The 24,063-nt window shown below is 37.3% G+C and carries 22 protein-coding genes; 17 read left to right on the top strand and 5 right to left on the bottom strand.

The genetic code is table 11. The features are described 5' to 3' along the window. Window positions 1-17 precede the first annotated feature (17 nt). The 13 genes from aroK to F959_RS04130 all read left to right on the top strand — a co-directional run bounded on the left by aroK (window position 18) and on the right by F959_RS04130 (window position 16,642). The gene (gene aroK / locus F959_RS16840; protein ID WP_004877826.1) at window positions 18-578 is read left to right on the top strand and encodes a shikimate kinase AroK; all 561 of its coding nucleotides are present in this window, start codon (window positions 18-20) and stop codon (window positions 576-578) included. Between the two features lie 21 nt (window positions 579-599). Next, complete coding sequence (gene aroB / locus F959_RS04185; RefSeq protein WP_004877825.1) at window positions 600-1,682, top strand: 3-dehydroquinate synthase; 1,083 nt, start codon at window positions 600-602, stop codon at window positions 1,680-1,682. A gap of 16 nt (window positions 1,683-1,698) precedes the next feature. Then, window positions 1,699-2,577, top strand: a complete 879-nt coding sequence (locus tag F959_RS04180; RefSeq protein ID WP_004877824.1) for a hypothetical protein — start codon at window positions 1,699-1,701, stop codon at window positions 2,575-2,577. A gap of 462 nt (window positions 2,578-3,039) precedes the next feature. Further along, window positions 3,040-7,518: a glutamate synthase large subunit gene (gene gltB, locus F959_RS04175; RefSeq protein WP_171054777.1), complete on the top strand. Its 4,479-nt coding sequence runs from the start codon at window positions 3,040-3,042 to the stop codon at window positions 7,516-7,518. Between the two features lie 71 nt (window positions 7,519-7,589). After that, window positions 7,590-9,011 (top strand): FAD-dependent oxidoreductase, encoded by a 1,422-nt coding sequence (locus F959_RS04170; protein ID WP_004877822.1) that lies wholly within the window; start codon window positions 7,590-7,592, stop codon window positions 9,009-9,011. A 173-nt stretch (window positions 9,012-9,184) separates the two neighbouring features. Next, complete coding sequence (locus F959_RS04165) at window positions 9,185-10,075, top strand: metal-dependent hydrolase (RefSeq protein ID WP_004877821.1); 891 nt, start codon at window positions 9,185-9,187, stop codon at window positions 10,073-10,075. A gap of 176 nt (window positions 10,076-10,251) precedes the next feature. After that, window positions 10,252-10,842: a LemA family protein gene (locus tag F959_RS04160; RefSeq protein ID WP_004877820.1), complete on the top strand. Its 591-nt coding sequence runs from the start codon at window positions 10,252-10,254 to the stop codon at window positions 10,840-10,842. Window positions 10,843-10,879: 37 nt separating this feature from the next. After that, a complete protein-coding gene (locus F959_RS04155; protein WP_004877819.1) occupies window positions 10,880-11,935 on the top strand; it encodes a TPM domain-containing protein in 1,056 nt (351 codons plus the stop codon). After that, window positions 11,929-12,489, top strand: coding sequence for a TPM domain-containing protein (locus F959_RS04150; RefSeq protein ID WP_004877818.1), 561 nt, complete (start codon window positions 11,929-11,931; stop codon window positions 12,487-12,489). Before F959_RS04155 ends, F959_RS04150 begins: the two co-directional genes overlap by 7 nt. Before the next feature lie 396 nt (window positions 12,490-12,885). Next, window positions 12,886-13,344, top strand: a complete 459-nt coding sequence (locus tag F959_RS04145; protein ID WP_373278694.1) for a pilin — start codon at window positions 12,886-12,888, stop codon at window positions 13,342-13,344. A gap of 63 nt (window positions 13,345-13,407) precedes the next feature. Beyond that, window positions 13,408-15,297 (top strand): hypothetical protein, encoded by a 1,890-nt coding sequence (locus F959_RS04140; RefSeq protein ID WP_004877815.1) that lies wholly within the window; start codon window positions 13,408-13,410, stop codon window positions 15,295-15,297. Between the two features lie 34 nt (window positions 15,298-15,331). Next, window positions 15,332-16,069: a TfpX/TfpZ family type IV pilin accessory protein gene (gene tfpZ, locus F959_RS04135; protein WP_004877813.1), complete on the top strand. Its 738-nt coding sequence runs from the start codon at window positions 15,332-15,334 to the stop codon at window positions 16,067-16,069. 135 nt (window positions 16,070-16,204) lie between these two features. Further along, window positions 16,205-16,642, top strand: coding sequence for a pilin (locus F959_RS04130; RefSeq protein ID WP_004877810.1), 438 nt, complete (start codon window positions 16,205-16,207; stop codon window positions 16,640-16,642). Between the two features lie 246 nt (window positions 16,643-16,888). On the opposite strand, the gene F959_RS04125 is transcribed toward F959_RS04130, so the two are convergent. Both F959_RS04125 and F959_RS04120 read right to left on the bottom strand, forming a co-directional pair. Beyond that, on the bottom strand, window positions 16,889-17,287 hold the full coding sequence (locus F959_RS04125; RefSeq protein WP_004877809.1) for a divergent PAP2 family protein: 399 nt from the start codon (window positions 17,285-17,287) through the stop codon (window positions 16,889-16,891). Between the two features lie 12 nt (window positions 17,288-17,299). Continuing rightward, window positions 17,300-18,154 carry a decaprenyl-phosphate phosphoribosyltransferase gene (locus F959_RS04120; RefSeq protein WP_004877806.1) on the bottom strand — a complete coding sequence of 285 codons (855 nt, stop codon included), beginning with the start codon at window positions 18,152-18,154 and terminating at the stop codon, window positions 17,300-17,302. 64 nt (window positions 18,155-18,218) lie between these two features. On the opposite strand from F959_RS04120, the gene F959_RS04115 reads away from it, so the two are divergent. The 4 genes from F959_RS04115 (at window position 18,219) to F959_RS04100 (ending at window position 22,391) form a co-directional block, all read left to right on the top strand. Beyond that, window positions 18,219-18,623, top strand: coding sequence for a GtrA family protein (locus F959_RS04115; protein ID WP_004877804.1), 405 nt, complete (start codon window positions 18,219-18,221; stop codon window positions 18,621-18,623). 3 nt (window positions 18,624-18,626) lie between these two features. Continuing rightward, the gene (locus tag F959_RS04110; RefSeq protein WP_004877803.1) at window positions 18,627-19,925 is read left to right on the top strand and encodes an FAD-binding oxidoreductase; all 1,299 of its coding nucleotides are present in this window, start codon (window positions 18,627-18,629) and stop codon (window positions 19,923-19,925) included. Between the two features lie 4 nt (window positions 19,926-19,929). Then, complete coding sequence (locus F959_RS04105) at window positions 19,930-20,679, top strand: SDR family NAD(P)-dependent oxidoreductase (protein WP_004877800.1); 750 nt, start codon at window positions 19,930-19,932, stop codon at window positions 20,677-20,679. Between the two features lie 77 nt (window positions 20,680-20,756). Then, on the top strand, window positions 20,757-22,391 hold the full coding sequence (locus F959_RS04100) for a PglL family O-oligosaccharyltransferase (protein WP_004877799.1): 1,635 nt from the start codon (window positions 20,757-20,759) through the stop codon (window positions 22,389-22,391). 35 nt (window positions 22,392-22,426) lie between these two features. Here the strand turns inward: F959_RS04100 and bfr are convergent, their stop codons facing one another. The 3 genes from bfr to F959_RS04085 all read right to left on the bottom strand — a co-directional run bounded on the left by bfr (window position 22,427) and on the right by F959_RS04085 (window position 23,928). Further along, window positions 22,427-22,891: a heteropolymeric bacterioferritin subunit Bfr gene (bfr, locus tag F959_RS04095; protein ID WP_004877797.1), complete on the bottom strand. Its 465-nt coding sequence runs from the start codon at window positions 22,889-22,891 to the stop codon at window positions 22,427-22,429. 241 nt (window positions 22,892-23,132) lie between these two features. Beyond that, the gene (locus F959_RS04090) at window positions 23,133-23,327 is read right to left on the bottom strand and encodes a bacterioferritin-associated ferredoxin (RefSeq protein ID WP_004776027.1); all 195 of its coding nucleotides are present in this window, start codon (window positions 23,325-23,327) and stop codon (window positions 23,133-23,135) included. 220 nt (window positions 23,328-23,547) lie between these two features. Beyond that, the gene (locus F959_RS04085; RefSeq protein WP_004641286.1) at window positions 23,548-23,928 is read right to left on the bottom strand and encodes a RidA family protein; all 381 of its coding nucleotides are present in this window, start codon (window positions 23,926-23,928) and stop codon (window positions 23,548-23,550) included. Between the last annotated feature and the right edge of the window lie 135 nt (window positions 23,929-24,063).

The raw sequence follows: 24,063 nt of genomic DNA, 5'->3' as shown, positions 1-24,063 counted from the left end.
TATTTTCAATAATTGCAATGAATATAGGTGGCGCGTTGCCAAGCAAAGCGTTTGAAACCCTACCAAATATATATTTGGTAGGGCCAATGGGGGCAGGAAAAACAACAGTTGGGCGACATCTAGCGGAATTGTTAGGTCGAGATTTTATTGATAGTGATCATGAAATCGAACGTAAGACTGGTGCTACAATTCCATGGATCTTTGAAAAAGAGGGAGAAGCTGGTTTTCGTTTGCGTGAGACCAATGTATTAAATGATCTAACGCATCGAACTTCTCTTGTTTTGGCCACTGGTGGTGGTGCAGTAACACAATTAGCAAATCGAGAATTCTTAAAACAACGCGGCATTGTGGTTTATCTTTATACTCCTGTAGAGCTTCAATTACAGCGAACCTATCGCGATAAAAATCGTCCTTTATTACAAGTTGAAAACCCAGAACAAAAGCTACGAGATTTGTTAGCAACCAGAGATCCCTTATATCGGGAAATAGCACATCATGTTATTGAGACAAATCAAGGTGCGGCTAGGGATTTAGCACAGCGTATTCTTCAGTTAATATTATCGAAACAAGTTAAGTAATTCATTTTTGGTTTTAATGTTATGCAAACGTTACATGTTGAGTTAGGTGATCGTCGTTACCCAATTTTTATTGGGAGTCTTTTAAATCCAAAAGAGTTACTTAAGTCCTATCTGCATGGTCGGCAAGTTATGGTGGTTTCAAACACCACTGTGGCGCCCTTATATTTACAACATTATGTGCAAGCTTTAACTGAATTAGATAAACAAGTCGCTCAATGTATATTACCTGATGGCGAGAAATTTAAAGACATACAACATTTGAACTTGATCTTTGATGCACTTTTAGAATCAGGATTTAATCGCGATTGTACAGTTTTAGCTTTAGGTGGTGGTGTAATTGGAGATATGGCTGGGTTTGCTTCGGCATGTTTTCAGCGTGGAGTTAATTTCGTACAAGTTCCTACAACATTATTGTCGCAAGTTGATTCGAGTGTAGGTGGAAAGACGGGTATTAATCATCCTTTAGGTAAGAATATGTTGGGTGCTTTTCAGCAACCGCAAGTTGTATTGGCTGATATGGCTCAATTAGATACCTTGCCAGATCGAGAGTTATCAGCAGGTTTGGCAGAAGTGATTAAATACGCTTTACTTGGTGATGTTGATTTTTTGGTCTGGTTGGAACAAAACATAGATGCTTTAGTTGCGCGGGATGCTAATTTGCTCGCAGAAGCAGTATATCGTTCATGCGCACATAAAGCGCGTATTGTGGCAAATGATGAGAAAGAGCAGGGCGAGCGAGCATTGTTGAATCTTGGTCATACCTTTGGTCATGCAATTGAATCTTATTTAGGATATGGTGTTTGGTTACACGGTGAGGCGGTTGCAACAGGCATGGTCATGGCTGCTGATTTATCTCATCGTTTAGGGTGGATTTCTGAGGATGATGTGCAGCGTACAAAAAAAATCATTCAACGTGCAAATTTACCGATATCATGTCCAAAAATTCCTTTAGATGAATTTTTAGCTTATATGTCACATGATAAAAAAGTGTTAAATGGTCAACTGCGCTTGGTATTATTGAAAAAACTAGGTCAGGCTGTAATTACCAAAGACTTTGATATTGAGCTTATGAAGCAATCTATTCTTGCAAATCAATCTGTGTAGTTAATTCTAGGAAAACATGACTGTGTCCCGATCAATTTGGCAAAACATACAACAATATAGTTGGCTTGTTCTCGCATTGGCTTGTTTAATTGCAGCATTGATTTTTTGGGGAATCACGGGTGATAAGCAAGAAGTTGTTGCTGTTGAACATCAAGCAAAAGATGAAGTCCAAGTCCAGATTCAACCGGAAAAAGTCGCAGCCACATCTCATTTAGGGGCATTGTCCGATGAGGTGAGACCATTGGATTTAACGACTCGCGTGGTTGTATCTAATGAACATGCACCTGAATTTAGAGGGACTAAGTACATTAAAGAAAATCAACGTCAATGGGTGATGGAGATTTTCCGTAGTTCAGATGAAACGATTATTAAAAACTTTTTATTAAATCGGCCAGATAGAAAAAACTTCGTTTATTTTCGTTTGAATAGTGATGACCAAGTTGAGCAATATGTTTTGGCATATGGGTTATTTGCAAATGCTGAAGAAGCTAAGCAGAAATTTGCGCAACTAAATTTGACTCTACCTCAATCTATTCAGCCTCAACCTCAGTCCATATCAAGCTATGCGACATATGTAAATGATTTAGGTTCTGATGAGCTTAAATCATCAACGAGTCAGCTGTATGCAATTAATTTAAGGCCAGCTGCACTGCCACGTGTTGATGAAACCTTATTAATGAATGGTAGTTCATCACAAAGTGGGATGGGCTCTGATGTTAAAAAGTCTGTGGAGACATCGACGACTGTGAAGACTATCGTGACTCAACGTGATGCGGATGGGAATGTGGTTAATGTTAAACAAACTCAATCAGCACCTAAGCAAACAATAAATACTGAAAAATTAAAGGAAAATTCCGATTCTTCTCGGAAAGAAGTAACTGATCCATTTAATTAGAATGCACCTTAATAGTGCTTTTATGGGCTATTATGTGGCATTTTGGTGTATTTTGGTGCAATTTTAATCGTAAATTATAATTCTTCTATAATTATAACTACACGTTATTTTAATTTTTTTAATGATTTAGTAAATTTATAACTATATGGCATATTTTTTGCTTTCTTGTGGTGCTAATTTATCTGCTCATTGCTCTTTTTAGTGCTAAATGATTCATTATTTTGGTGAAATGGAAAGTTTTTGTGCTTTACAAAGGCTAGTTAAGGTGTAATAACTAAAAACACTTTATATGGTGAAATGCGCTGTTTCTGAAACAAGAAAGGCGTATATTTGCAAATTCGCCAGTAAAAATGTTTTCGCGAAGCATTGAACTTTATATGAGTTGATCGGCAATATCGCAGAAAATAAATTGATTGTTTGTTGCTCGAAAGAGCCATGTTGAAAGAAGGGTACGCTATGCACATGCCATCGCCAAATACTGTAGCTCCCGCTCAAGGTTTATATCAGCCTGATGAGTTTAAGGATAACTGTGGTTTCGGTTTGATTGCCCATATGAAGGGTGAATCAAGTCATCATCTGGTCGAAACAGCGATTCACAGTCTAAGTTGCATGACGCACCGTGGTGGTATTGCCGCAGATGGTAAAACTGGAGATGGATGCGGATTGTTATTGGCTATGCCTAAGCAATTTTTCCGTGATGAAGCTCAAAAACTTGGTGCGAATTTAACTGAAATCTTCGCTGCTGGTACCGTATTTTTAAATACTGATCCTGCTTTAGCGCATAATGCAAAAAATATTCTGAATAAAGAAATTGAAGCTGAAGGTTTAACGGTTGCAGCATGGCGTGTTGTACCAACTAATAATGATGCATTGGGTGAAATTGCACTACAATCTCTACCTGTGTTCGAACAAATTCTTGTGAACTGTCCGATGGGCTTAACTGAAGTTGAGTTTAATCGTAAGTTATTCTTAGCACGTCGTCGTGCTGAACAATCGTTACACAATGATTCATTGTTTTATGTAACGACATTAGCAACGACTGTGATTAGTTATAAAGGTTTGATGATGCCAGCAGCAATTGCTGACTTCTATACCGACTTAGCTGATGAGCGTTTAAAATCTCATATTGTTGTATTCCATCAGCGTTTTTCTACAAATACTTTACCGCGTTGGCCATTGGCTCAGCCGTTCCGTTATCTTGCACATAATGGTGAAATTAATACCATTACAGCGAACCGTAACTGGGCATTGGCACGTACACCAAAATTTGCAAACCCATTACTACCAGGATTAACTGAGTTAAATCCGATCGTAAACCGTACTGGTTCTGACTCTTCAAGCTTAGATAATATGCTTGAGATTCTTGTGGGTGGTGGTATGGATTTATTCCGTGCCTTGCGTATGCTTGTTCCACCAGCATGGCAAAACGTTGAAACTTTAGATGCTGACTTGCGTGCGTTCTACGAGTTTAACTCTAAACATATGGAAGCGTGGGATGGCCCAGCAGGTCTTGTTATTCAGGATGGTCGTCATGCGATTTGTATGCTTGACCGTAATGGCTTGCGTCCAGCACGTTGGGTAATTACTAAAAACGATTACATCACACTTGCTTCTGAAATTGGTGTGTGGGGTTATGAGCCTGAAGATGTTGTATCTAAAGGCCGTGTTGGTCCAGGTCAAATCTTAGTTGTAGACACTTTGACTGGTAAGGTCTTAGATACCAAAGACGTCAGTAACCACCTTAAAAACATGCGTCCATACCGTGAGTGGTTACGTGACCATGCGATCCGTTTAAAAGCAAATCCGCAACTTGAAGAGCAGCTTGTTGATCAAGGTCTAACCGGCGATGCACTTAAATCAGCTCAAAAAATGTTTATGGTGACATTTGAAGAGCGTGATCAGATTCTTCGTCCTATTGCAGAAAGTGGTCAGGAAGCTGTTGGCTCGATGGGTGATGATACGCCAATGGCTGTATTGTCTCGTCAAGTACGTCACATCTCAGATTATTTCCGCCAACAGTTTGCGCAAGTGACAAACCCACCAATTGATCCATTACGTGAATCAATCGTGATGTCACTCGAAACGTGTATTGGACGTGAACAAAACGTATTTGAGCAAGGCCCAGAACATGCGGATCGTATCATTATTGCCAGCCCTGTATTGTCGAATTCGAAAATGCAGCAGCTTCGTGATGTTGAAAAAGATCGCCAAGGCTATGGCGTAGCTGATATTGAATTGAACTACGCTGAAACAGAAGGGTTACAGGCTGCAATTACTCGTATCTGTGAAGAAGCTGCTCAAGCGGTTCGTGATGGAAAAACGTTGATCGTACTCACGGATAAAAACTTCCGTGAAGGCTTCTTACCTGCAAATGCTGTTTTGGCAACCGGTGCTGTACATCACCATTTGATTAAAACGGGTTTACGTACCGATGCAAATATTTTAGTGGAAACGGGCTTTGCACGTGATCCACATCAATTTGCAGTGTTACTTGGTTTCGGTGCAACAGCGATTTATCCATACTTGGCTTATGATGTGATCAATGATTTGGTTGCTAAAGGCGAGTTATTGGGTGATCCAATTCATGCTCAAGCAAACTTCCGCAAAGGGATTGAGAAAGGTCTATTAAAAGTTCTTTCTAAAATGGGTATCTCTACCGTTGCATCTTATCGTGGCGGTCAGCTGTTTGAAGCGGTTGGTTTATCTTCTGAGGTCGTTGATCAATGTTTCCTTGGCGTACCAAGCCGTATCCAAGGTGCGACATTTGCTGATTTGGAAAATGATCAGAAAAAATTGGCAATAACTGCTTGGCAAAATCGTAAGCCGATTGATCAAGGTGGTTTGCTTAAATTCGTATTTGGCAAAGAGTACCATGCGTTCAATCCTGATGTGATCAATGCTTTGCATAAGTCAGTACGCTCTGGTCAATATCAAGACTTTAAAGAGTATGCTGAGCTTGTAAATAACCGTCCAATCGCGACAATCCGTGATTTATTTAAGTTAAAAACAACGGATTCAATTGCCATTGATCAAGTTGAAAGTATTGAAGAGATTCTGCCACGCTTTGACTCTGCGGGCATGTCTTTAGGTGCATTATCCCCAGAAGCGCATGAAGCAATTGCAATTGCGATGAATACGATTGGTGGGCGTTCGAACTCAGGTGAGGGCGGCGAAGATCCAGCGCGTTATGGCACGATTCGTAACTCGAAAATCAAGCAAATTGCATCAGGTCGTTTCGGTGTTACACCTGCATATTTAACTTCTGCTGAAGTATTACAGATTAAAGTAGCGCAAGGTGCGAAACCAGGTGAGGGTGGTCAGTTACCAGGTGGTAAAGTGAATGGCTTAATTGCGCGTTTACGTTATTCAGTACCAGGTGTCACACTCATTTCTCCACCACCGCATCACGATATTTATTCGATTGAAGATTTATCGCAGTTGATTTTTGACTTGAAACAAGTCAACCCACAAGCGATGGTTTCAGTGAAATTGGTATCTGAGCCGGGTGTGGGGACGATCGCGGCAGGTGTTGCGAAGGCATATGCTGACTTTATTACGATTTCTGGTTATGACGGTGGTACGGCAGCATCTCCACTTTCTTCAATTCACCACGCGGGTTCTCCATGGGAACTCGGTTTGAGTGAAGCGCATCAAGCATTACGTGTAAATGACTTACGTGGCAAAGTGCGTGTTCAAACAGATGGTGGTTTGAAAACTGGTTTAGATGTGATTAAAGCAGCAATCTTAGGTGCGGAAAGTTTTGGCTTCGGTTCTACACCAATGATCGCGTTAGGTTGTAAATATCTCCGTATTTGCCATTTAAATAACTGTGCAACAGGTGTTGCAACTCAACAAGATCATTTGCGCCAAGAGCATTATATTGGTGAGCCACAAATGCTCATCAATTTCTTCAAGTTTATTGCTGAAGAAACTCGTGAATGGTTGGCTGCACTTGGTGTTGCGTCATTGAAAGATTTGATTGGTCGCGTTGATTTACTTGAAGTTTTACCAGGTGAAACTGAAAAACATGCTCATCTAGATCTTAGTGCTTTATTGACTTCACATCCATCAGCTGAAGGTAAAGCTCAGTATTGCCAAGTTCAAGGTAATGCGCCATTTGATAAAGGTGTATTGGCTGAGAAAATGGTTGCTGAAATGCTACCAGCAATTGAATCAGGTGCAGGCGGTTCATTCAACTTCACAGTAGGTAACTGTGACCGTTCGATTGGTGCTCGTATCTCAGGTGAAATCGCGCGTCGCTATGGTAACTTGGGTATGGAAAGCAGCCCAGTTGTTATGAATCTTGAGGGTACTGCTGGTCAATCGCTTGGTGTTTGGAATGCAGGTGGTTTGCATATCAAACTGGAAGGTGATGCCAACGACTATGTCGGTAAAGGTATGGCGGGTGGTCGCGTATCGATTTTCCCACCAAAAGGTTCACCATTCCAAACACAAAATACCGCGATTATTGGTAACACTTGTTTATATGGTGCAACAGGCGGTAAGTTGTTTGCTGCAGGTACTGCGGGCGAGCGTTTTGCGGTTCGTAACTCAGGCGCATTTGCGGTTATTGAAGGTGCTGGCGATCATTGCTGTGAATACATGACGGGTGGTGTAGTAACCGTATTAGGTAAAGTTGGTCATAACTTCGGTGCAGGTATGACGGGTGGCTTTGCTTATGTACTTGACCTTGATAATGACTTTGTTGATTACTACAACCATGAACTGATTGATCTTAACCGTATCTCAACTGAGTCTATGGAAGATCACAAAGAATACTTACTACGAATTTTAGATGAGCACATCCAAGAGACAGGAAGTGCTTGGGCATACAAAATCCGTAATGAGTTCGACTTCTATAGTCGTAAGTTCTGGCTTGTAAAACCAAAAGCTGCTAATTTGCAAACGCTTTTGAAAACAACTCAAGCTGACCCACAATAATTCCACGACTGCAAAGACATAGGCAGGTGCAAAGATGAGAGACATCCTTGCGCCTACCCACGGAGAGAGACATGGCAGAACGCCTTAATAATGACTTTCAATTTCTGGATGTAGCACGCCAAGATCCAGAGAAAAAAGATATTACTGTCCGCAAGGCAGAGTTTGTGGAAATTTATAAACCTTTTACTGCGGATGTGGCTGCAAACCAGACCCATCGTTGTTTAGGTTGTGGTAACCCTTACTGTGAATGGAAATGTCCAGTACATAACTACATTCCAAACTGGTTAAAATTGATTGCTGAAGGCCAGATTTTCCAAGCCGCTGAACTTTGCCACCAAACCAACACCTTGCCAGAAGTTTGTGGCCGTGTATGCCCACAAGACCGTTTATGTGAAGGTGCTTGTACCTTAAATGATGGTTTTGGCGCAGTCACCATTGGTAATGCTGAAAAATATATCAATGATACCGCTTTCGCTTTGGGCTGGCGTCCAGACATGTCTGGGGTAAAGTGGACCAATAAAAAAGTTGCGATTATTGGTGCAGGCCCAGCAGGCTTAGGTTGTGCGGATATTTTGGCACGTGGTGGTGTAAAACCGGTCGTATTTGATAAACGCCCTGAAATTGGTGGTTTGCTCACATTCGGTATTCCAGAATTTAAAATGGAAAAAGATGTGATGAAACGTCGTCGCGAAATCTTTACCGGTATGGGCATTGAGTTCCGCTTAAATACCGAGATTGGCGTGGACGTCACCATTGAACAATTGCTTGCTGAATACGATGCCGTGTTCATGGGTATGGGAACCTATACTTATATGAAAGGTGGTTTCCCGGGTGAAGACCTGAATGGTGTTTACGATGCATTGGATTTCCTGATTGCCAATGTCAACCGTTGCCAAGGCTGGGAAAAAGATCCAAGCGAATACATCAGTGTCGATGGCAAGAAAGTCATCGTATTGGGTGGTGGTGATACCGCAATGGACTGTAACCGTACTTCATTGCGTCAAGGTGCGCATGATGTCACTTGTGCTTACCGTCGTGACGAAAGCAACATGCCAGGTTCTGCTCGTGAAGTGAAGAATGCGTATGAAGAGGGTGTAAAATTCCTATTCAACCGTCAGCCAATTGAAATCGTGGGTGAGAATGGCAAAGTCACAGGTGTTAAAGTTGTGACAACGCAAATGGGTGAGCCAGATAGTCGTGGTCGCCGTAGCCCTGAGCCAATTCCAGGTTCTGAAGAAATCTTAGCAGCTGATGCCGTGTTGCTAGCTTTTGGTTTCCGTCCAAGCCCTGCTGATTGGTTTGCCAATGCTAAAGTAGGTTTAGATGGTTCAGGTCGAGTGATTGCTGCTGAACAACAAGAATTTAAATTCCAAACCTCGAATCCAAAAATCTTCGCTGGCGGAGATATGGTCCGTGGTTCCGATCTTGTTGTGACTGCAATTTGGGAAGGTCGTCAAGCTGCCGAAGGTATTTTAGATTACCTTGGTGTTTAATCTTCCAATGCTGTAAATCACATTGAAATAAAGCCTGCATCATGCAGGCTTTATGATTTTCATCTTGTCAGTTTGGTAGTTTTAGCAAACTTTATAAGCTTTTTTGCCCTGTTTTTGCTTATTTGCTAGCGCAATACTCGAAGACCAGTTGGGAAATTGTAAAGGCAATCAAGATGGCGCTTGCACATGCGAATGCAGAAAAAAACTATTTAAATCGCCCTAAAGCACTTGGTATTACCGTACGACGTTTGCACTTCAATCCTGAAAAAATTAAACGGCATTATTTTGCTAATTCCCCATTAATGTCGCATTTACTGACTGCACTCTCCTCAACCTTTCCGATAGGCGAGCAGTATTTTGTAAATAGTGTCCGAAACGTCCGTGAAAAAGTGCAAGACCCGCAATTACAAGCCCAGATTGCAGCTTTTATCGGTCAGGAGGCGATGCATTCTAAAGCACATACAGAGTTTAACGATGCTTGGCGTAGCGATGATTATAATCTTGACCGCTTTCAAGCTTGGTTAGCAAAGCGTGATGATGTCCTTCGCAAAATTCATCCTAAATTACAACTCGCATTGACCTGTGCTTTTGAGCATTTTACTGCGATGTTAGGTGGTTATATTTTGAAGCATCCAGAAATTTTAAGCACATTAGACGATGATGCGATGAAACTTTGGGTTTGGCATGCGATTGAAGAAATCGAGCATCGATCAGTCGCTTTTGATGTGTATCAAGAGGTTTATGGTGATGATCGAATTCGTCGTTTATTGATGCGAAGTGTGACTACAGGCTTCGCAAGCCTCACGTTCTATGCAACAACGCGTTTAATTTGGCAAGACAAATGGAAAAGCTTACCTAAAGTCGGTGGTAACGTATTTGGAATGTATTTACTTGGAAAAATGCTAATTCAACTCATTCCAGAATATCTTTCTTATTACCATGCAGACTTCCATCCAGCTAAACATGATTACAGTAAATTGGTTGAGTATTGGAAAGCAAGAATGGCCGATGAATATGGCATGATTAGCTTTCAAGAAGAAACAGCATCAAAAATTTATAGTTAATAATTATTAAAACATTAAATATTTGCTTAGCGTGGCATTACTTTGAGATTTCGAGTAATGCCATTTTTATTTAAACAGACATAAATCAACTTTAATAAATGTTACACAGCAAGCAAAAAATCACATTACAATGAATTATCGCAAAAATATAAAGAAAAACCTGAGGATAAATTTTGATGAAAGTAATTAAACAAACCGCAATTGCGACAGTATTGGCGAGTACACTCTTATTTACAGGATGTGGCTATAATACTTTGCAAGTGAAAGATGAAGCAGTCAATGCATCATGGTCAGAAGTACAAAACCAATACCAGCGTCGAGCAGACCTCGTTCCGAATTTAGTCAATGTCGTAAAAGGTTATGCAAAACATGAGGAGCAGGTACTTACGGAGGTGACACAAGCACGCTCAAATGTAGCTGGCTTGAAAGTGGATAAAGAAGTATTAGAAGATCCAGCACTATTCGAAAAATACCAGCAAGCGCAAAGCCAGCTCACAGGAGCATTATCGCGCTTAATTGCCGTTTCTGAAAACTATCCAGATTTAAAAGCCAATGAACAATTCCGTGATCTTCAAGCACAGCTCGAAGGCACAGAAAATAGAATTGCTGTTGCACGTAATCGTTATATTACGACAGTGCAAGACTACAATTCTTATGTACGTCAATTCCCGCAAGCAATGACTGCAAAAGTGATTGGCATGAAAACTAAGGAAAACTTTAAGGCTGAACAATCTGCTCAGCAAGCTCCAACTGTGTCATTTAACTAATTACTGATTGTTGAGTTAAATGCGGAGGAGAAAGCTGATGTTGAATGTGTTAAAGCAAAAATGGAAATCTATTTTAATCATCATTTTTATGATGCTTTGCTTTCAACATACAGTTTTGGCTGAGGTTGCCACAGCAACTGATCAAAGTGATTTGGTGGTTGCGGGCAAAATTATTCAGGAACAACATAAAAATAAAGCAGCATCATCGAGTACATCCGATACTGAAACACCCATATTACCGAAAGTCGCCGATGATATGGCAGACGGTGAATCCATACGTGGATTACCGACATTAAACCGACCTGTTATTGATCAAGCAAAAGTATTAAGTGATGCTGAAACTCAGCAATTAGATCAGAAAATACTTAACCTATATCAACAAGGTAAAGCTCAGATCGGTGTGATCATTGTACCAACCACAGGACAAGAAGCTATTTTTGATTTTGCTTTGCGTACAGGCGAAAAATGGCAGTTAGGTTCAGCGAAGCGAGATAATGGCTTATTGATGGCAGTTGCGATCAATGATCGGAAAATCCAAATACTCACTGGCTATGGCTTAGAGGGTGTACTGCCTGATGTGGTTTTAAGTCGTATTATCAGAAATCAAATTACGCCGTATTTCAAACAAGGACAATATGCACAGGGTATTTCAGCCGGCTTGGATGAGATTACCCGCATTGTGAATTTAGATCCTGAGATTGCTCAGCAGGCAGCTCAAGAACTCAAAGAACGTCACGATCAAGCATTACAAGCGCAGCAAGCAAAAGATAATACTTTAACGATGGCATTGTTTATCTTAATTGCTGGTGTTGTTGGATCGTTTATTGTGGGTAAGCGGCTGAGCGCATCTACTGCTGCAGTCGCCGCAACCGTTGCTGGGCTGGTCAATGGTGCAGGTTTAGTGATGAGTCTGTTGCTTGGTGTCGGTATTTTCTTTCTATTAATTACTTCTATTGCACAATTGATTTTTCAAGCATTTCTATCTGGTGGTGGGCGTGGCGGCAGTGGAGGTGGTTTTGGTGGTGGCAGTGGCGGTGGTTATAGTGGCGGCGGAGGCAGTTTTGGTGGCGGAGGAGCATCAGGCTCATGGTAACAAAGACAGATACAACTCAAATCATTACTCAACCTAAGTTGGATGATCAGGTACAACATAGCTTAAAACGTTGGTTTAAGCATTTTCTCTATGTCTCTTCAGCACATCGATATTTCAATAAACAAGATCAAATAGAAATTGCAAATGCTGTACAGCACGCTGAAAAAGGTCATGTGGGGGAAATTCAGGTAGTGATAGAAGGGCATATTCCTTGCTCGCAAGCGTACTATCAAAATACACGTCTACGTGCGCAACAGCTCTTTGCTGAGCTGGGTGTATGGGACACTGAGCTGAATAGCGGTGTTTTACTCTACTTGAACCTGTGCGAGCGTAAGGTTGAAATTGTGATTGATCGAGGTCTCAAAAATGCAACTCAGCCAGAGACGTGGTGCAGAATCTGTCAAAGTATCGTAAATCATTTAGCTCAAAAGCAATACTTGTTTGCGGTTAAAATTGGTGTAGAGGAAATCGGAAAAGTTCTAGATCAATATTACGTCAAGAATGATTCTGCTGATCAAAATGAATTGCCAAATGCACCTATTATTCTGAATTGAGTGTTAGAAAACATAGATTAAATACTTGCTTTAATTAAAAAACAAACTTAATGTGTAGAAAAGTCTGTATTGTATTTATTTATCTTCCGATGGATGGCAAAAAAAATTAAAAAATATTTTTTGTGATTTATATCGCTCAAATTTAACACTATTAGAGCATCATCAAGTTCATGGTTGTGGATTTTGAATAATAAATTGGTAAATATGACATTAATTGTCATATTTTTTCGTAAAGCGTCTAAAATGCTCTCATTTTATCCAAGATGAATTTTTTTTAAGTCCCTGTTTTTTTGAGTTAAAATTGGCTAAGCTAAGGACTGGCATAAAACATGCTGAATACAAGTAGCTAATAAAAGCTTATAAAAATTTATACATTGGAGAAATGTTATGAAATCAATGCAAAAGGGTTTTACTCTTATTGAATTAATGATCGTAGTTGCAATCATCGGTATCTTGGCTGCAATCGCGATTCCTGCTTATCAAGACTACATTACTCGTTCACAAGTATCTGAAGCTGTAACTTTAGGTGGTGGTCTTAAATCTCCATTATCTGAATATGGTGCTGATCGTAATGCATGGCCAACATTGGTAGGCGTAAATGCCACTGCTGGTTCAGGTCAGCTGAATGCTACACTTGTTGGGAAGTATTCAACTGTTTCTTCATCAATTACTGGTACTTATCCTACGGGCTCAATTACTGTAGCAATGACAACTGGTAAAGCTTCTGGTGGCAACTTAGTTTTAGCTACAATTAATGGTGGCTCTACTTGGGCGTGTGGTGCAACTACTGTTGATGGTGCAACTGGTTCTGCAACTATTGCAGCAAAATATTTACCAAATGCATGTAAGCCATAATTAAATATTAAGTTCAAAATAAGACCTTTAATAGGTCTTATTTTTTTTAAGGTAAATAAATATATGTCTAATATGTTAAAAAGTTCTGCAGTTTTTGTTTTTATTTTTATCTTCTCGATTTTTTTGTATTATAGTTCATTAGCTGGAGATTATGTCTGGGATGATACGCTGCTATTTGTAAATAAAATAAATCTTGTAAATGAACCATTAACTTGGAGCTTGTTGTCAGAGCCAGTTCTACCTGGAACAACATATTTTAGACCATTTGTTTTTCTTTCTTGGTATACAGAGTTTTACCTATTTGGGCAAAATCCTTTTATTTCACATTGTGTTAACTTGTTACTGTTGATTTTTAATACTTTTTTTGTTTTTATTCTTGCTTTAAATATAGCAAAACAGTTGGATATAAATAAAGGTTTTTTATTATCATTTCTTGCTTCTTTTCTTTATATGATTCACCCAGCAATAATTGAGTCTACTGCTTGGGTTTCTGGAAGATTTGATCAATTTGTAACATTTTTCACTTTAATTGGTTTAATTATTTTTGTTAAGAATTATTTTAATATCCAACAAAGAAAAATAACGGATTTTTTTGTTGGACTAAGTTTCTTCTTGGCTCTTTTAAGTAAAGAGTTAGGTGTTGTTTTTCCGATTTTACTTTTAGTTTTTTCTCTTATGTTGGAAGTCGATTTTAAAGATAGTTATATTTTTACTTTGAAAAAAATAATTAATAGAAATATAATCATTATAACAATTTTGATAATTTTCTTTTTATTTTATATGTTCTTGCGTATTAGCGCTATGCATAGTGTATACCATCAAGCAATAAATGAGAATTATTTTTATGAAGTTATTTTTAAAGATTTGACTCCATTATATGCTCTTAAGTTTTATATAAGTCAGTTTTTCTTACCATTTTATAATATTACTCCTTTGCATCCAATAGCTGAGTTTAACTTAAATAATATCATTAATAAAACTATTGTTTTATTATTTTTTTTGGGGGTGCTGTCTTTGATTTCTTATTTTATAATAAAGAAATCTAGATTAGTTTGGTTGTTTGTTGCAGCATTAATTACAATAATTTTAGTAATACATATAATCCCTTTGACGATTGCAAACAATCTTGGCCATGAAAGATTTATGACATTAGGGATCGCTTTTGGATGCATTGGGGTTGTATTTATGCCTTATGCTAGAGTGGCGGAAAGGTTAAAAATCAAACCTAAAATTGTAAACATTATTTTGATATCAGTTTTTGTTGTTTGGAGTCTACTTGCAATAATCACGGTAAAGAGTGTGACACCATTTTGGAGAACTGATTTTCAGCTATGGAGTTGGATGTACAAAATGCATCCGAATGATCCACTTAGTCGTTATAGTTATCTCTATGGAGCTATGTCATATCAGCAATATGATTTAGTCATTAAGTATTGTGAAGACTATATAAAAAAGCATGGGGCATTATCTGTAGCGGATCAATCTGTATATGCTTCAGCTTTGATGAATGTTAGAAATAAAGATAGTATCGGCTATTTTCAGGGAGTTATTTATGCATTACCTAAATTTCATGAAAAAAATGATAGATTCGGAGCAAATAGTTTTTTAATGACATCATTGCAGATGGGGGGGGTTTATAATAATTATGCAAATGCTTTAGTTTTATTTAACGGAGATGCAAAAGCGGCACTGGAGAATAGTAAGATTGCTGAATGGTATTTAACATATGATCAAATGCAACCTGTTTTCTATTATCGGGCTGCTTATCTATATATTTTAGGTAATTATGATGAGGCTTATCATCTGTATGATTTACAAGAGAATAAGAATAGTATGAGGAAGACCGTAGATAGATATTCGACTTATCAGATCATTAATACTTATTGTATAGAAAGTGGTGGAAAAAGTGAGCCATGCATTAAGTTGAAATCTGAAAGTAGATTTGTTAAATAATGAAGTTTCCATCTATATAGGATATAAAAGCAATATGGAACAGAAGGTTCTGATAAAAGAAAGATTTAAGGCTATGGGGTATCATTTTATATTTTCTATGCTACTGGGCCTTATTGCTTTATATTTAGTATTTTTTTTGTGGTACCCACATCCTTTGGATATAGCCATGGGCGTGACAAAAATATACTTAATTATGTTAGTTATAGATTTATTCCTTGGACCTATATTCACAGGTTTAATCCTTAAAAAAGATCGGCAAAAGTTTATTCTTGATCTATGTGTTATTTTGATTTTACAACTTTCAGCGTATGGATATGGCTTGTATACAATGAGTGTTGGGCGAGCAGCTTGGTTAGTGTTTGTTGTAGATGATTTAGAAATTGTAGCACCAATTGATGTTCAATCTAATAGTCAAAACCATATACATAAAAAGTTATTGTCTCACCCTGAATGGATTGCTGCTACGTACTCTACAAATGCTGAAGTTGCAAAGCAGCAAAAAGAAGATGAAATATTCAAAGGTATAAGCTTAGCAACAAGGCCTGAGGCTTTTAATCCAATAGCTGTTCAGTCAAATGATATTATTAGACGTTTGAAACCATTAAAAGATCTAAATAAATTCAATGCACAAGAGGCTATTGCAAAGGAGTTACTAGATTATAAAACAGCATCTGGCTGGCTACCTGTTAAAGCTTCAGAATTAGACATGGTTGCATTGTTTAATTCTAAGGGGGAACCATTAGGTATAATAAATTTAAGGCCTTGGAATTGATTTTTGGTGACATAATGTGACACCGAGCGTCAAATCATTTTTATTAATTTTTTTATATCTGTTTGATTTTTATCTATTTATTTTTTTGGCATGAATTTTGATTATATAACTAAAAGTTAAGTCGGAATTACTCAAATGAATAAATCAAATGGATTTACATTAATAGAATTAATGATTGTGGTGGCAATTATTGGTATCCTTGCTGCCATAGCTGTTCCAGCCTATCAGGATTATATGACCCGAGCGCAAGTTTCTGAAGCAATAATATTGGGTTCAGGTATGAAGTCTACACTGGGGGATTATGGATGGAATCATGCAGCATGGCCAACTCGATTAGTTGGTGTGAATGCGGTGCCGAGCAGCGGAGAAATTAATGTAAATTTAATTGGAAAGTATTCTAGTATGTCTTCTACGATTATCGGATCGTATCCTAGTGGTTATATTACAATGACAATGACTACAGGAGTAGCTAGTGGGCAAACGATTTTCTTTGAAACATCTGACGGGGCAGCAACTTGGACATGTACTCCAGGAACAATAGAAAAAAGATATAGACCTAATGCATGTAAGTAATTAAAACTTAGTTAAGCTGAATTTATGAAGATAGCTAATTTTCTATATTTATTTTATACTATCGAAATTGATATATTTAATAGGAATGAGTATATTTTCTAATTTTATTTTTGGTAAATATACTTCTGGAAGATAAGGAAAATAATTGGTTGAGCTTAGTTAAATATTTTAAGAAAGAATTAAAATAATATTATTTAAAGAAAATGTTACGCTATCAGCCGTATACTTGATAAAAATAATAAAACTTTATGCTATAAATAGACCAGTGATCATTCCAATTAAAATTCCTACTAATATCTCTAACTTAGTATGACCAATTCGCTCTCTTAATTTTATATTTCCATTACTATTTATTTCGTTTATTGCTTTTGCATGTTTGCCAATTTGTTGTCGTAGACTATTAGCATCAAGAATCACGATAAAAGCTAATGTTAATGATACACCAAATGCTGAACTATCAATTCCTTCTTTGAATGCTATTAAGCTAACCATACTACTTACAATTGCACTGTGGTTACTAGGCATACCTCCGTAACCAATTAAATCAAAAGCTAGACGTTTTGACTTTATACTGTTAACTAAAAACTTCGTTAGCCCGCATATTAACCATGCTAAAAAAGGAGTGATTAAATATGAATAATCCATTATATAATTCCTTTATTTAGCAAGAAGTAACCCATAAATGCAAGTGATAATCCATAGACTTCCAGTTATTAATAGTTGCTTATCTGATAGGATTGCATCTGTTGGAGATTCGCCTTCATTATGTATATCAGTAATATACCAATAACGGAACATTCCAAAGATGACTAAGGGGATTGTAATTACCAATTTAGGTCGTTCAGACATAACGAAGATACTATAAAATAAAAGCGCACCAATTGCGGACATTTCTGCATAGCGATTTAATAAATACAGAGAGTAACTTTCTAAGGATTTTCTACTCGTTACGCCATGAGCTGTTAATTCTTGACGGCGTTTAATAGATGCTAAATATAAAGCCAAGCATAGTGTCGTAATAAACATCCAGCTTGATACAGGAACATTAATTGCAACGGCACCAGCATATACACGAAGTACAAAACCTATAGCTATAGTAAAAATGTCCAATACAGGTTGGTGCTTTAAATAGTGTGAATAGAGAAAGTTTAGAAGTAAATAACTTACAATAACAGCTAGTATAAGTGGAAAGAAAAAAGAAGAAATAGCTAAAAAGATATAAAAAGCAAACATTAGTATTTTAGCTTGTTTAGGTATCACTGCACCTGATGCTAATGGGCGTGTCTTACTTTTTTTGGGATGCAGTCGATCTTTTTCAATATCCTTTAAGTCATTTAGGATATAGGTTGCTGATGATGCAATACAGAAGAGAAGCATAGCTGTAAACGCTGAAATTATGCTATTAAAATCTGTAAATAAACCTGCGAAAAGAAGCGGAGCGAGTACGAATAAATTTTTGATCCATTGCTTAGGCCTACAAAGCTTAATAAGCCCCCAAAAAGTTGAAGACATTCGATGTTTTCCCCAAAAATTCCATGTAAAATTTATCAATTTATTTAGTAAGCAAGAAGTATAGATGAAACTTGTTATTTATTATAGTCTTTTTGCTTTCATTGCAATGATTGTTAATTTTTTAGTACAAGAGCTAACTTTAACAGTTTATTTAGGAACTTATAGGTTATGGCTAAGTATCTTTTTAGGTACCATAGCAGGGCTTATCATCAAATTCTTTTTAGATAAACACTACATATTTAAATATTTAGTTAAATCGCATGGCCACAATTTTATACTTTTTTTTCTATATAGTGTTATGGGGTTAATTACAACTCTAATTTTTTGGGGCTTTGAACTTAGTTTTTATTACATTTGGGGAACTGATGTTATGAAATATGTAGGGGGGGGATTGGGATTGATATTAGGATACCTTTCGAAGTACTTTTTAGATAAAAAATATGTTTTTACGTCTAAAAGAGAGGGTTAAATAATGAAGTTATGGAGTTGGGGGAGATTGTATCCTAGCGACTGTCAAGTAAAGCTTGTGGATCGTTATGCATTAAAAAGAATATTCAAGAATAATAAAAAACTTTTAGTTCAAGGAAGTGCTCGTAGCTATGGAGATGTATGCTTAAATACTAACCAAGTAATTGTAAAAACTTCAATTCTAAATTTTTTTAGAAGCTTTGATCCTGCCAGTGGGATCTTGACCTGCGAGGCAGGCATTCTTTTAAAGGATATTCAGGATGTTTTTATATCAAAAGGATGGATGTTGCCAGTCACTCCTGGTACTCAATTAATTACCGTAGGTGGTGCGATAGCCAATGATGTACATGGTAAAAATCATCATATAAGAGGAAACTTTGGTCATCATGTATTGGAAATAGAGTTGTTGAGATCCTCTGGCGAGTTATTGATTTGTACTAGGCAAACAAATAAAGAGATTTTCTATGCAACTATAGGTGGTATAGGATTAACAGGGATTATTGTTTCTGCAAAAATTAGACTCATGCCAGTGGTTTCCCCTTATCTCAATGTTGAATACAAATCATTTAAGGGAGTAACGGAGTTTCTAAATTTAAATAAAGAATCTGCAGATGATTGGGAGTATACAGTTTCTTGGATTGACTGTCTTAGTGGAAAAAATTTTAGAGGAGTTTTTATTAGAGCAAACCATCTTGAGACATCTAAACCATGTATTGCTAATAAAAGTGACCCCAAAAAGATCCCATTTTTGCCACCTATCTCATTAATTAATAAAGCATCTTTGAAACTATTCAACCAATTTTATTATTTTGTAAATGCAAAGAAACAAGGTGGTAGTTATTTGCAGCACTTTTATGATTTCCAGTATCCGTTAGACAATATTGAAAACTGGAACGTGTTATATGGAAGAAAGGGTTTTTATCAATATCAGTGTGTTATCCCACTTGGGGCGGCGGCATGTGCGATTGAAGAAATTTTGGAATTATTACAAGTAGCACAACAAGGTTCCTTTTTGGTGGTTCTTAAGGTTTTTGGTAATGTTAGAAGTGAGGGGTTGTTGAGTTTTCCAATTGAAGGAATCACTTTGGCATTGGATTTTCCAAATCTAGGTACGAAAACTTTAGAATTATTCGATTTATTAGATAAGGTTGTATTGAAAGCTGGAGGTCGATTGTATTTAGCTAAGGATGCTAGAATGAGCAAAGAGCTATTTGAAAAGATGTATCCAGAAGCAACTGAATTTAAAAAACTAAGAGATCCAGCATTAAGTTCTGATATGGCATTAAGGTTATTTGGGGAGTAAATGGATGAAAACTGTTTTGATTGTTGGGGCGACGTCCTCGATTGCTCAAGCTTGTATTAGGCAATGGTGTGTTCTAGAAGAGTCTCTAGAATTTATATTAATTTCTAGAAATGCTTTAAAGTCAAAGGATTTGTGTAATGACTTACATGTTCGTTATCCTAATATTGTGCTGCATCAAATTAGTTTGGATTTTGGTCAGTTGGAGAAGTTTAAGCAAATTTTGGTAAATGAATTTGAGAGGACAAAAATTGATATTGCTTTGATTGTGCAGGGTCATATGTATCACGATGAGAGTAACTTGACACCTGATCAAATAATTGATTTGATCGATATTAACTGCGGATCTGTGGCGCTGTGTTTAGATACTATTTATAACAGAATGGCACTTCAAAATAGCGGGAAAATTGGTGTTTTTAGCTCTGTGGCTGGTGATCGTGGGCGTAAAGCAAATTATTTATATGGTGCAACAAAGGCATTTATTTCAACCTATACTGAAGGACTTCAACACAAGATTGCATTGTTAAAACAAGATATTAGCATCAGTCTTATAAAGCCTGGCCCGACAGCAACGTCAATGACTCAGCATTTGGTAAATCAAGGAGAAAAATTAGCTTCTGTGGATGATGTTGCAAAGATGATAGTTGTGGGTGTCGAAAAAGAGAAAAGTATAATCTATGCTCCTAAAATATGGAGAACTATAATGTTTATTATAAAAAAGTTGCCTTTTTTCATTTTTAAAAGATTAGATATCTAAAGATTTTTTTCGACTAAGAGCAATTTAGTCAGTTTATTTGTATATTATTCAGAGAATATTTCAGTTTCTATCACGATATGCAAATTTTGTGTCTATTACTCGCAGTGGTGCTGTTTGGTTTTGCTTGGCTCTCGCCATTTCACACTTATCCTTGGGTGACGTTCTCGAGTGAGTTGGCGAGTTTTGGCGCTAGTCTGGCACTAATTACTATATTTCTTAATAAAAATATAAAAATTGCTCGCCCTCAAATTCTGATACTGGTGCTTACTTTTATCCCTTTAGTTCAATGTGGCTTCGGGTTAATTACTGATTTTAGTGTTGCACTCCTAAGCTTTTCATATCTATTCATATTTTGGTTGATGATCGTTATTGGATATAACTTATCTTTGCAATCAGAACAGCGTGAAAGAATCATGCTCGGTGCAAGCTATTTATTGTTCAGTATATCTTTTATAAGTTCCATTATGGCAATCTTGCAATGGCTAAACCTTGAAAGCCATTTCGATGTAGTAATGGGGTTGAGGGGGAGTCGCCCTTATGCAAATTTTGGCCAGCCTAATAATTTAGCTACTTTTTTAATTATCGGATTAATGGGAGCTTTGTACTTATATGAAAAGAGAAAACTGACATTATGGCTGCTCATCCCAATAAGTAGCATCATTCTTTTTGCAACTGTTCTTACTCAATCTAGAACATCTTGGATCGTATGCATTTTCTTCTTCTTATATTGGATTTATAAACAATATCGAAATTCACCACGATTTAATTTTCCTAAATTATTGCTATGGACAGCTTTTTATTTCGTCTTGGCTGCATATGTGTTGCCTTTATTTACACAGATTTTGACTTCAAGTCTTGATACTGGCGTTACGCAGACAGCGTCAATTGCTCAACGCGCTGGTTCTGGGCATGAACGTTTAGGGATGTGGATGCAAATTCTGCACGCGATTGCTGAGAGGCCTTTATTGGGCTATGGTTGGAACCAAACAAGTATAGCAGTAGTCGAAAGTATTCAATTTAATACCGTTCAAGTCTGGTTTAATAGTGCGCACAATGTTTTATTAGATCTGCTGGTATGGAATGGGGTGCCGCTTGGTCTTTTGATCATTACATATGTAGCATTGTGGCTGTTTTGGCTGAGTAAAAATGCAAAAGATATGACGTCTATCATTGCATTACTCATGGTAAGTGCAATCTTAATCCATGCTCTACTGGAATTTCCTCAGCGTTATGCTTATTTTTTATTACCTTTAGGTTTTCTATTAGGTTTGGTGCAAGCTCAAACACCAAATCTAAAAAGTATTGTGCTCAATCAAAATGTGATCCGTTGTATTGGGTTGATGGCGCTGGTTGTTTTTCTTTTGATTTGGAGAGACTACAAGCTTTTCCAAGACAACAGTCGACTGGTCTTTAAAGGTAAGCAGCCAACAGAAGAAATTTTGGGTAGTTCAAAAATCTTGATTCTGACACAGTTTCACAAACGATTAGATTGGATTGCTTTGAATCCTAAAACTAAAATGTCGGAACATGACTTGAGTCTACTGGGTGAAATGGTAAAAAATAAAGCGACTCCATACAACCTGAAGAAGTATGCTCAACTCCTTGCATATAATCAGAAAGCTGAAGAGGCTGAGCGATATTTATTGGTCTTACAGCGGTTATATAAGCAGAAAATTAGTTTAGCGGAAATTGTTGAATTAAATAGTCGCTAGAAATAAAAAAGCCCTTTCAAAAAAGGGCTTTTTTATTAAATTTGGCTTTGGATGTAGTTTTCAATACCAACATTCTCAATAAGATCTAATTGAGTGTCTAACCAATCCCAGTATTCTTCTTCTTTCTCTAGAATTTCTTGAACTAAATCGCGAGTTACATAGTCTTGTTGTGTTTCTGATAGTTCAACAGCTTGCTTTAATGCCTCTATATTCTCTTTTACTTTGCGAATATCACAATTTAAAACTTCTTCAGTGTGTTGTCCTATATAGAGCTTACCTAAATGCTGTAGGTTTGGTAGTCCTTCTAAGAAGAGAATACGTTCAATAATTTTATCCGCGTGTTTCATTTGGCGAATAGACTCTTTGTATTCCGCAGAACCTAATTGTTCAATTCCCCAGTCATTAAACATGCGTGAGTGTAAGAAGTATTGGTTAATTGCAGTTAAATGGTGATAAAGCACCTGATTCAGTTGATTAATAACTTCACGATTGCCTTTCATTACACTTACTCCATATCCACCAAATGATGCCTTATTCACTAAGACAATTTATATTATCTTAATCAACAAATTATAATCTTGCGAGTAATTTATAGAACGGCAAATGAAAATCACAATCAGAAAGATGAAGACTGGACAGTAATTGATGGAGTGGTTTTAATGATCATAAAAAACCGCTTCACTGTAGAACCTAAGATCTATTGAAAGCGGTGGAGTCGTAACAGTGTAGAGAAATATTCGGTTAAGCTGCGATTGATATGCGAGCAGCAATTTCAGCTAATTCATCGCTAATAATTGCGCGTGCTTCTGGAGCACAACGACCACAGCATGTTCCTAAGTCGAGTAAGTCGCGAATTTCACGATAGCTCTCAGCGCCATTTGCAACAGCGTCTTTGATATCTTGATCTGTAATTCCACGGCATAAACACACGTACATGGGAGTGATCTACAAATATAAATGCGATAATTGATATTATTGATAATTGTTATCGTTTGTCAATGAATTTCATTCCAATAGCTGATTTATTCTTATTGAGAATTTGGATAAAAAAATACCTCTTGAGTGGAAATCCGAGTTGTCGTTGGATTTTTGTTCAGGAGGTACTGGTATTTTATAAATGGGTTTTGAATTTATATATTTGGTTTTAAATGATAAATTATGGAATGATAACGATACCATCCATTTCTACCAAAGCGCCTTTAGGCAAGCTTGCAACACCAAGAGCAGCTCGAGCAGGGTAAGGTTGCGCAAAGTATTCGCCCATAATTTGGTTAACAAGCTGGAAATGAGATAAGTCTGTAAGAAAAATATTGAGCTTAGCAATGTCCGCTAGACTGCCACCTGCGGCAGTACATACAGCTTTGAGGTTATCAAATACACGACGAATCTGTGCTTCAATCCCATCAACAAGTTCCATACTATAAGGATCTAAGCCGATTTGGCCAGAAAGGTAGAGCGTGTTGCCAACTAAAATTGCTTGTGAATAAGTTCCAATAGCAGCAGGGGCGTGTTCAGTATGAATGACTTGACGTGACATTAAGCTCTCCTATGTCCTTTTTATCTCGAAACAAAGAGACTTTAACACAAAAGTGTTATCACGGAACTGTTGAATACTGTTTAGTCGCTCTTGATTTAAGTGAATTTTAAAAATTATACATTTGATATAAAAGTG

Source organism: Acinetobacter venetianus RAG-1 = CIP 110063 (assembly GCF_000368585.1).
Classification (GTDB): domain Bacteria; phylum Pseudomonadota; class Gammaproteobacteria; order Pseudomonadales; family Moraxellaceae; genus Acinetobacter; species Acinetobacter venetianus.
Note: the sequence above shows the minus strand (reverse complement) of the source record. Positions and strands in the feature narration are given on the sequence as shown.

Bases quoted from the DNA above. Each gene is read 5' to 3' on its own strand.
- aroK (WP_004877826.1), top strand. From the start codon at position 18: ATGAATATAGGTGGCGCGTTGCCAAGCAAAGCGTTTGAAACCCTACCA.
- aroB (WP_004877825.1), top strand. From the start codon at position 600: ATGCAAACGTTACATGTTGAGTTAGGTGATCGTCGTTACCCAATTTTT.
- F959_RS04180 (WP_004877824.1), top strand. From the start codon at position 1,699: ATGACTGTGTCCCGATCAATTTGGCAAAACATACAACAATATAGTTGG.
- gltB (WP_171054777.1), top strand. From the start codon at position 3,040: ATGCCATCGCCAAATACTGTAGCTCCCGCTCAAGGTTTATATCAGCCT.
- F959_RS04170 (WP_004877822.1), top strand. From the start codon at position 7,590: ATGGCAGAACGCCTTAATAATGACTTTCAATTTCTGGATGTAGCACGC.
- F959_RS04165 (WP_004877821.1), top strand. From the start codon at position 9,185: ATGGCGCTTGCACATGCGAATGCAGAAAAAAACTATTTAAATCGCCCT.
- F959_RS04160 (WP_004877820.1), top strand. From the start codon at position 10,252: ATGAAAGTAATTAAACAAACCGCAATTGCGACAGTATTGGCGAGTACA.
- F959_RS04155 (WP_004877819.1), top strand. From the start codon at position 10,880: ATGTTGAATGTGTTAAAGCAAAAATGGAAATCTATTTTAATCATCATT.
- F959_RS04150 (WP_004877818.1), top strand. From the start codon at position 11,929: ATGGTAACAAAGACAGATACAACTCAAATCATTACTCAACCTAAGTTG.
- F959_RS04145 (WP_373278694.1), top strand. From the start codon at position 12,886: ATGCAAAAGGGTTTTACTCTTATTGAATTAATGATCGTAGTTGCAATC.
- F959_RS04140 (WP_004877815.1), top strand. From the start codon at position 13,408: ATGTCTAATATGTTAAAAAGTTCTGCAGTTTTTGTTTTTATTTTTATC.
- tfpZ (WP_004877813.1), top strand. From the start codon at position 15,332: ATGGAACAGAAGGTTCTGATAAAAGAAAGATTTAAGGCTATGGGGTAT.
- F959_RS04130 (WP_004877810.1), top strand. From the start codon at position 16,205: ATGAATAAATCAAATGGATTTACATTAATAGAATTAATGATTGTGGTG.
- F959_RS04125 (WP_004877809.1), bottom strand. From the start codon at position 17,287: ATGGATTATTCATATTTAATCACTCCTTTTTTAGCATGGTTAATATGC.
- F959_RS04120 (WP_004877806.1), bottom strand. From the start codon at position 18,154: ATGTCTTCAACTTTTTGGGGGCTTATTAAGCTTTGTAGGCCTAAGCAA.
- F959_RS04115 (WP_004877804.1), top strand. From the start codon at position 18,219: ATGAAACTTGTTATTTATTATAGTCTTTTTGCTTTCATTGCAATGATT.
- F959_RS04110 (WP_004877803.1), top strand. From the start codon at position 18,627: ATGAAGTTATGGAGTTGGGGGAGATTGTATCCTAGCGACTGTCAAGTA.
- F959_RS04105 (WP_004877800.1), top strand. From the start codon at position 19,930: ATGAAAACTGTTTTGATTGTTGGGGCGACGTCCTCGATTGCTCAAGCT.
- F959_RS04100 (WP_004877799.1), top strand. From the start codon at position 20,757: ATGCAAATTTTGTGTCTATTACTCGCAGTGGTGCTGTTTGGTTTTGCT.
- bfr (WP_004877797.1), bottom strand. From the start codon at position 22,891: ATGAAAGGCAATCGTGAAGTTATTAATCAACTGAATCAGGTGCTTTAT.
- F959_RS04090 (WP_004776027.1), bottom strand. From the start codon at position 23,327: ATGTACGTGTGTTTATGCCGTGGAATTACAGATCAAGATATCAAAGAC.
- F959_RS04085 (WP_004641286.1), bottom strand. From the start codon at position 23,928: ATGTCACGTCAAGTCATTCATACTGAACACGCCCCTGCTGCTATTGGA.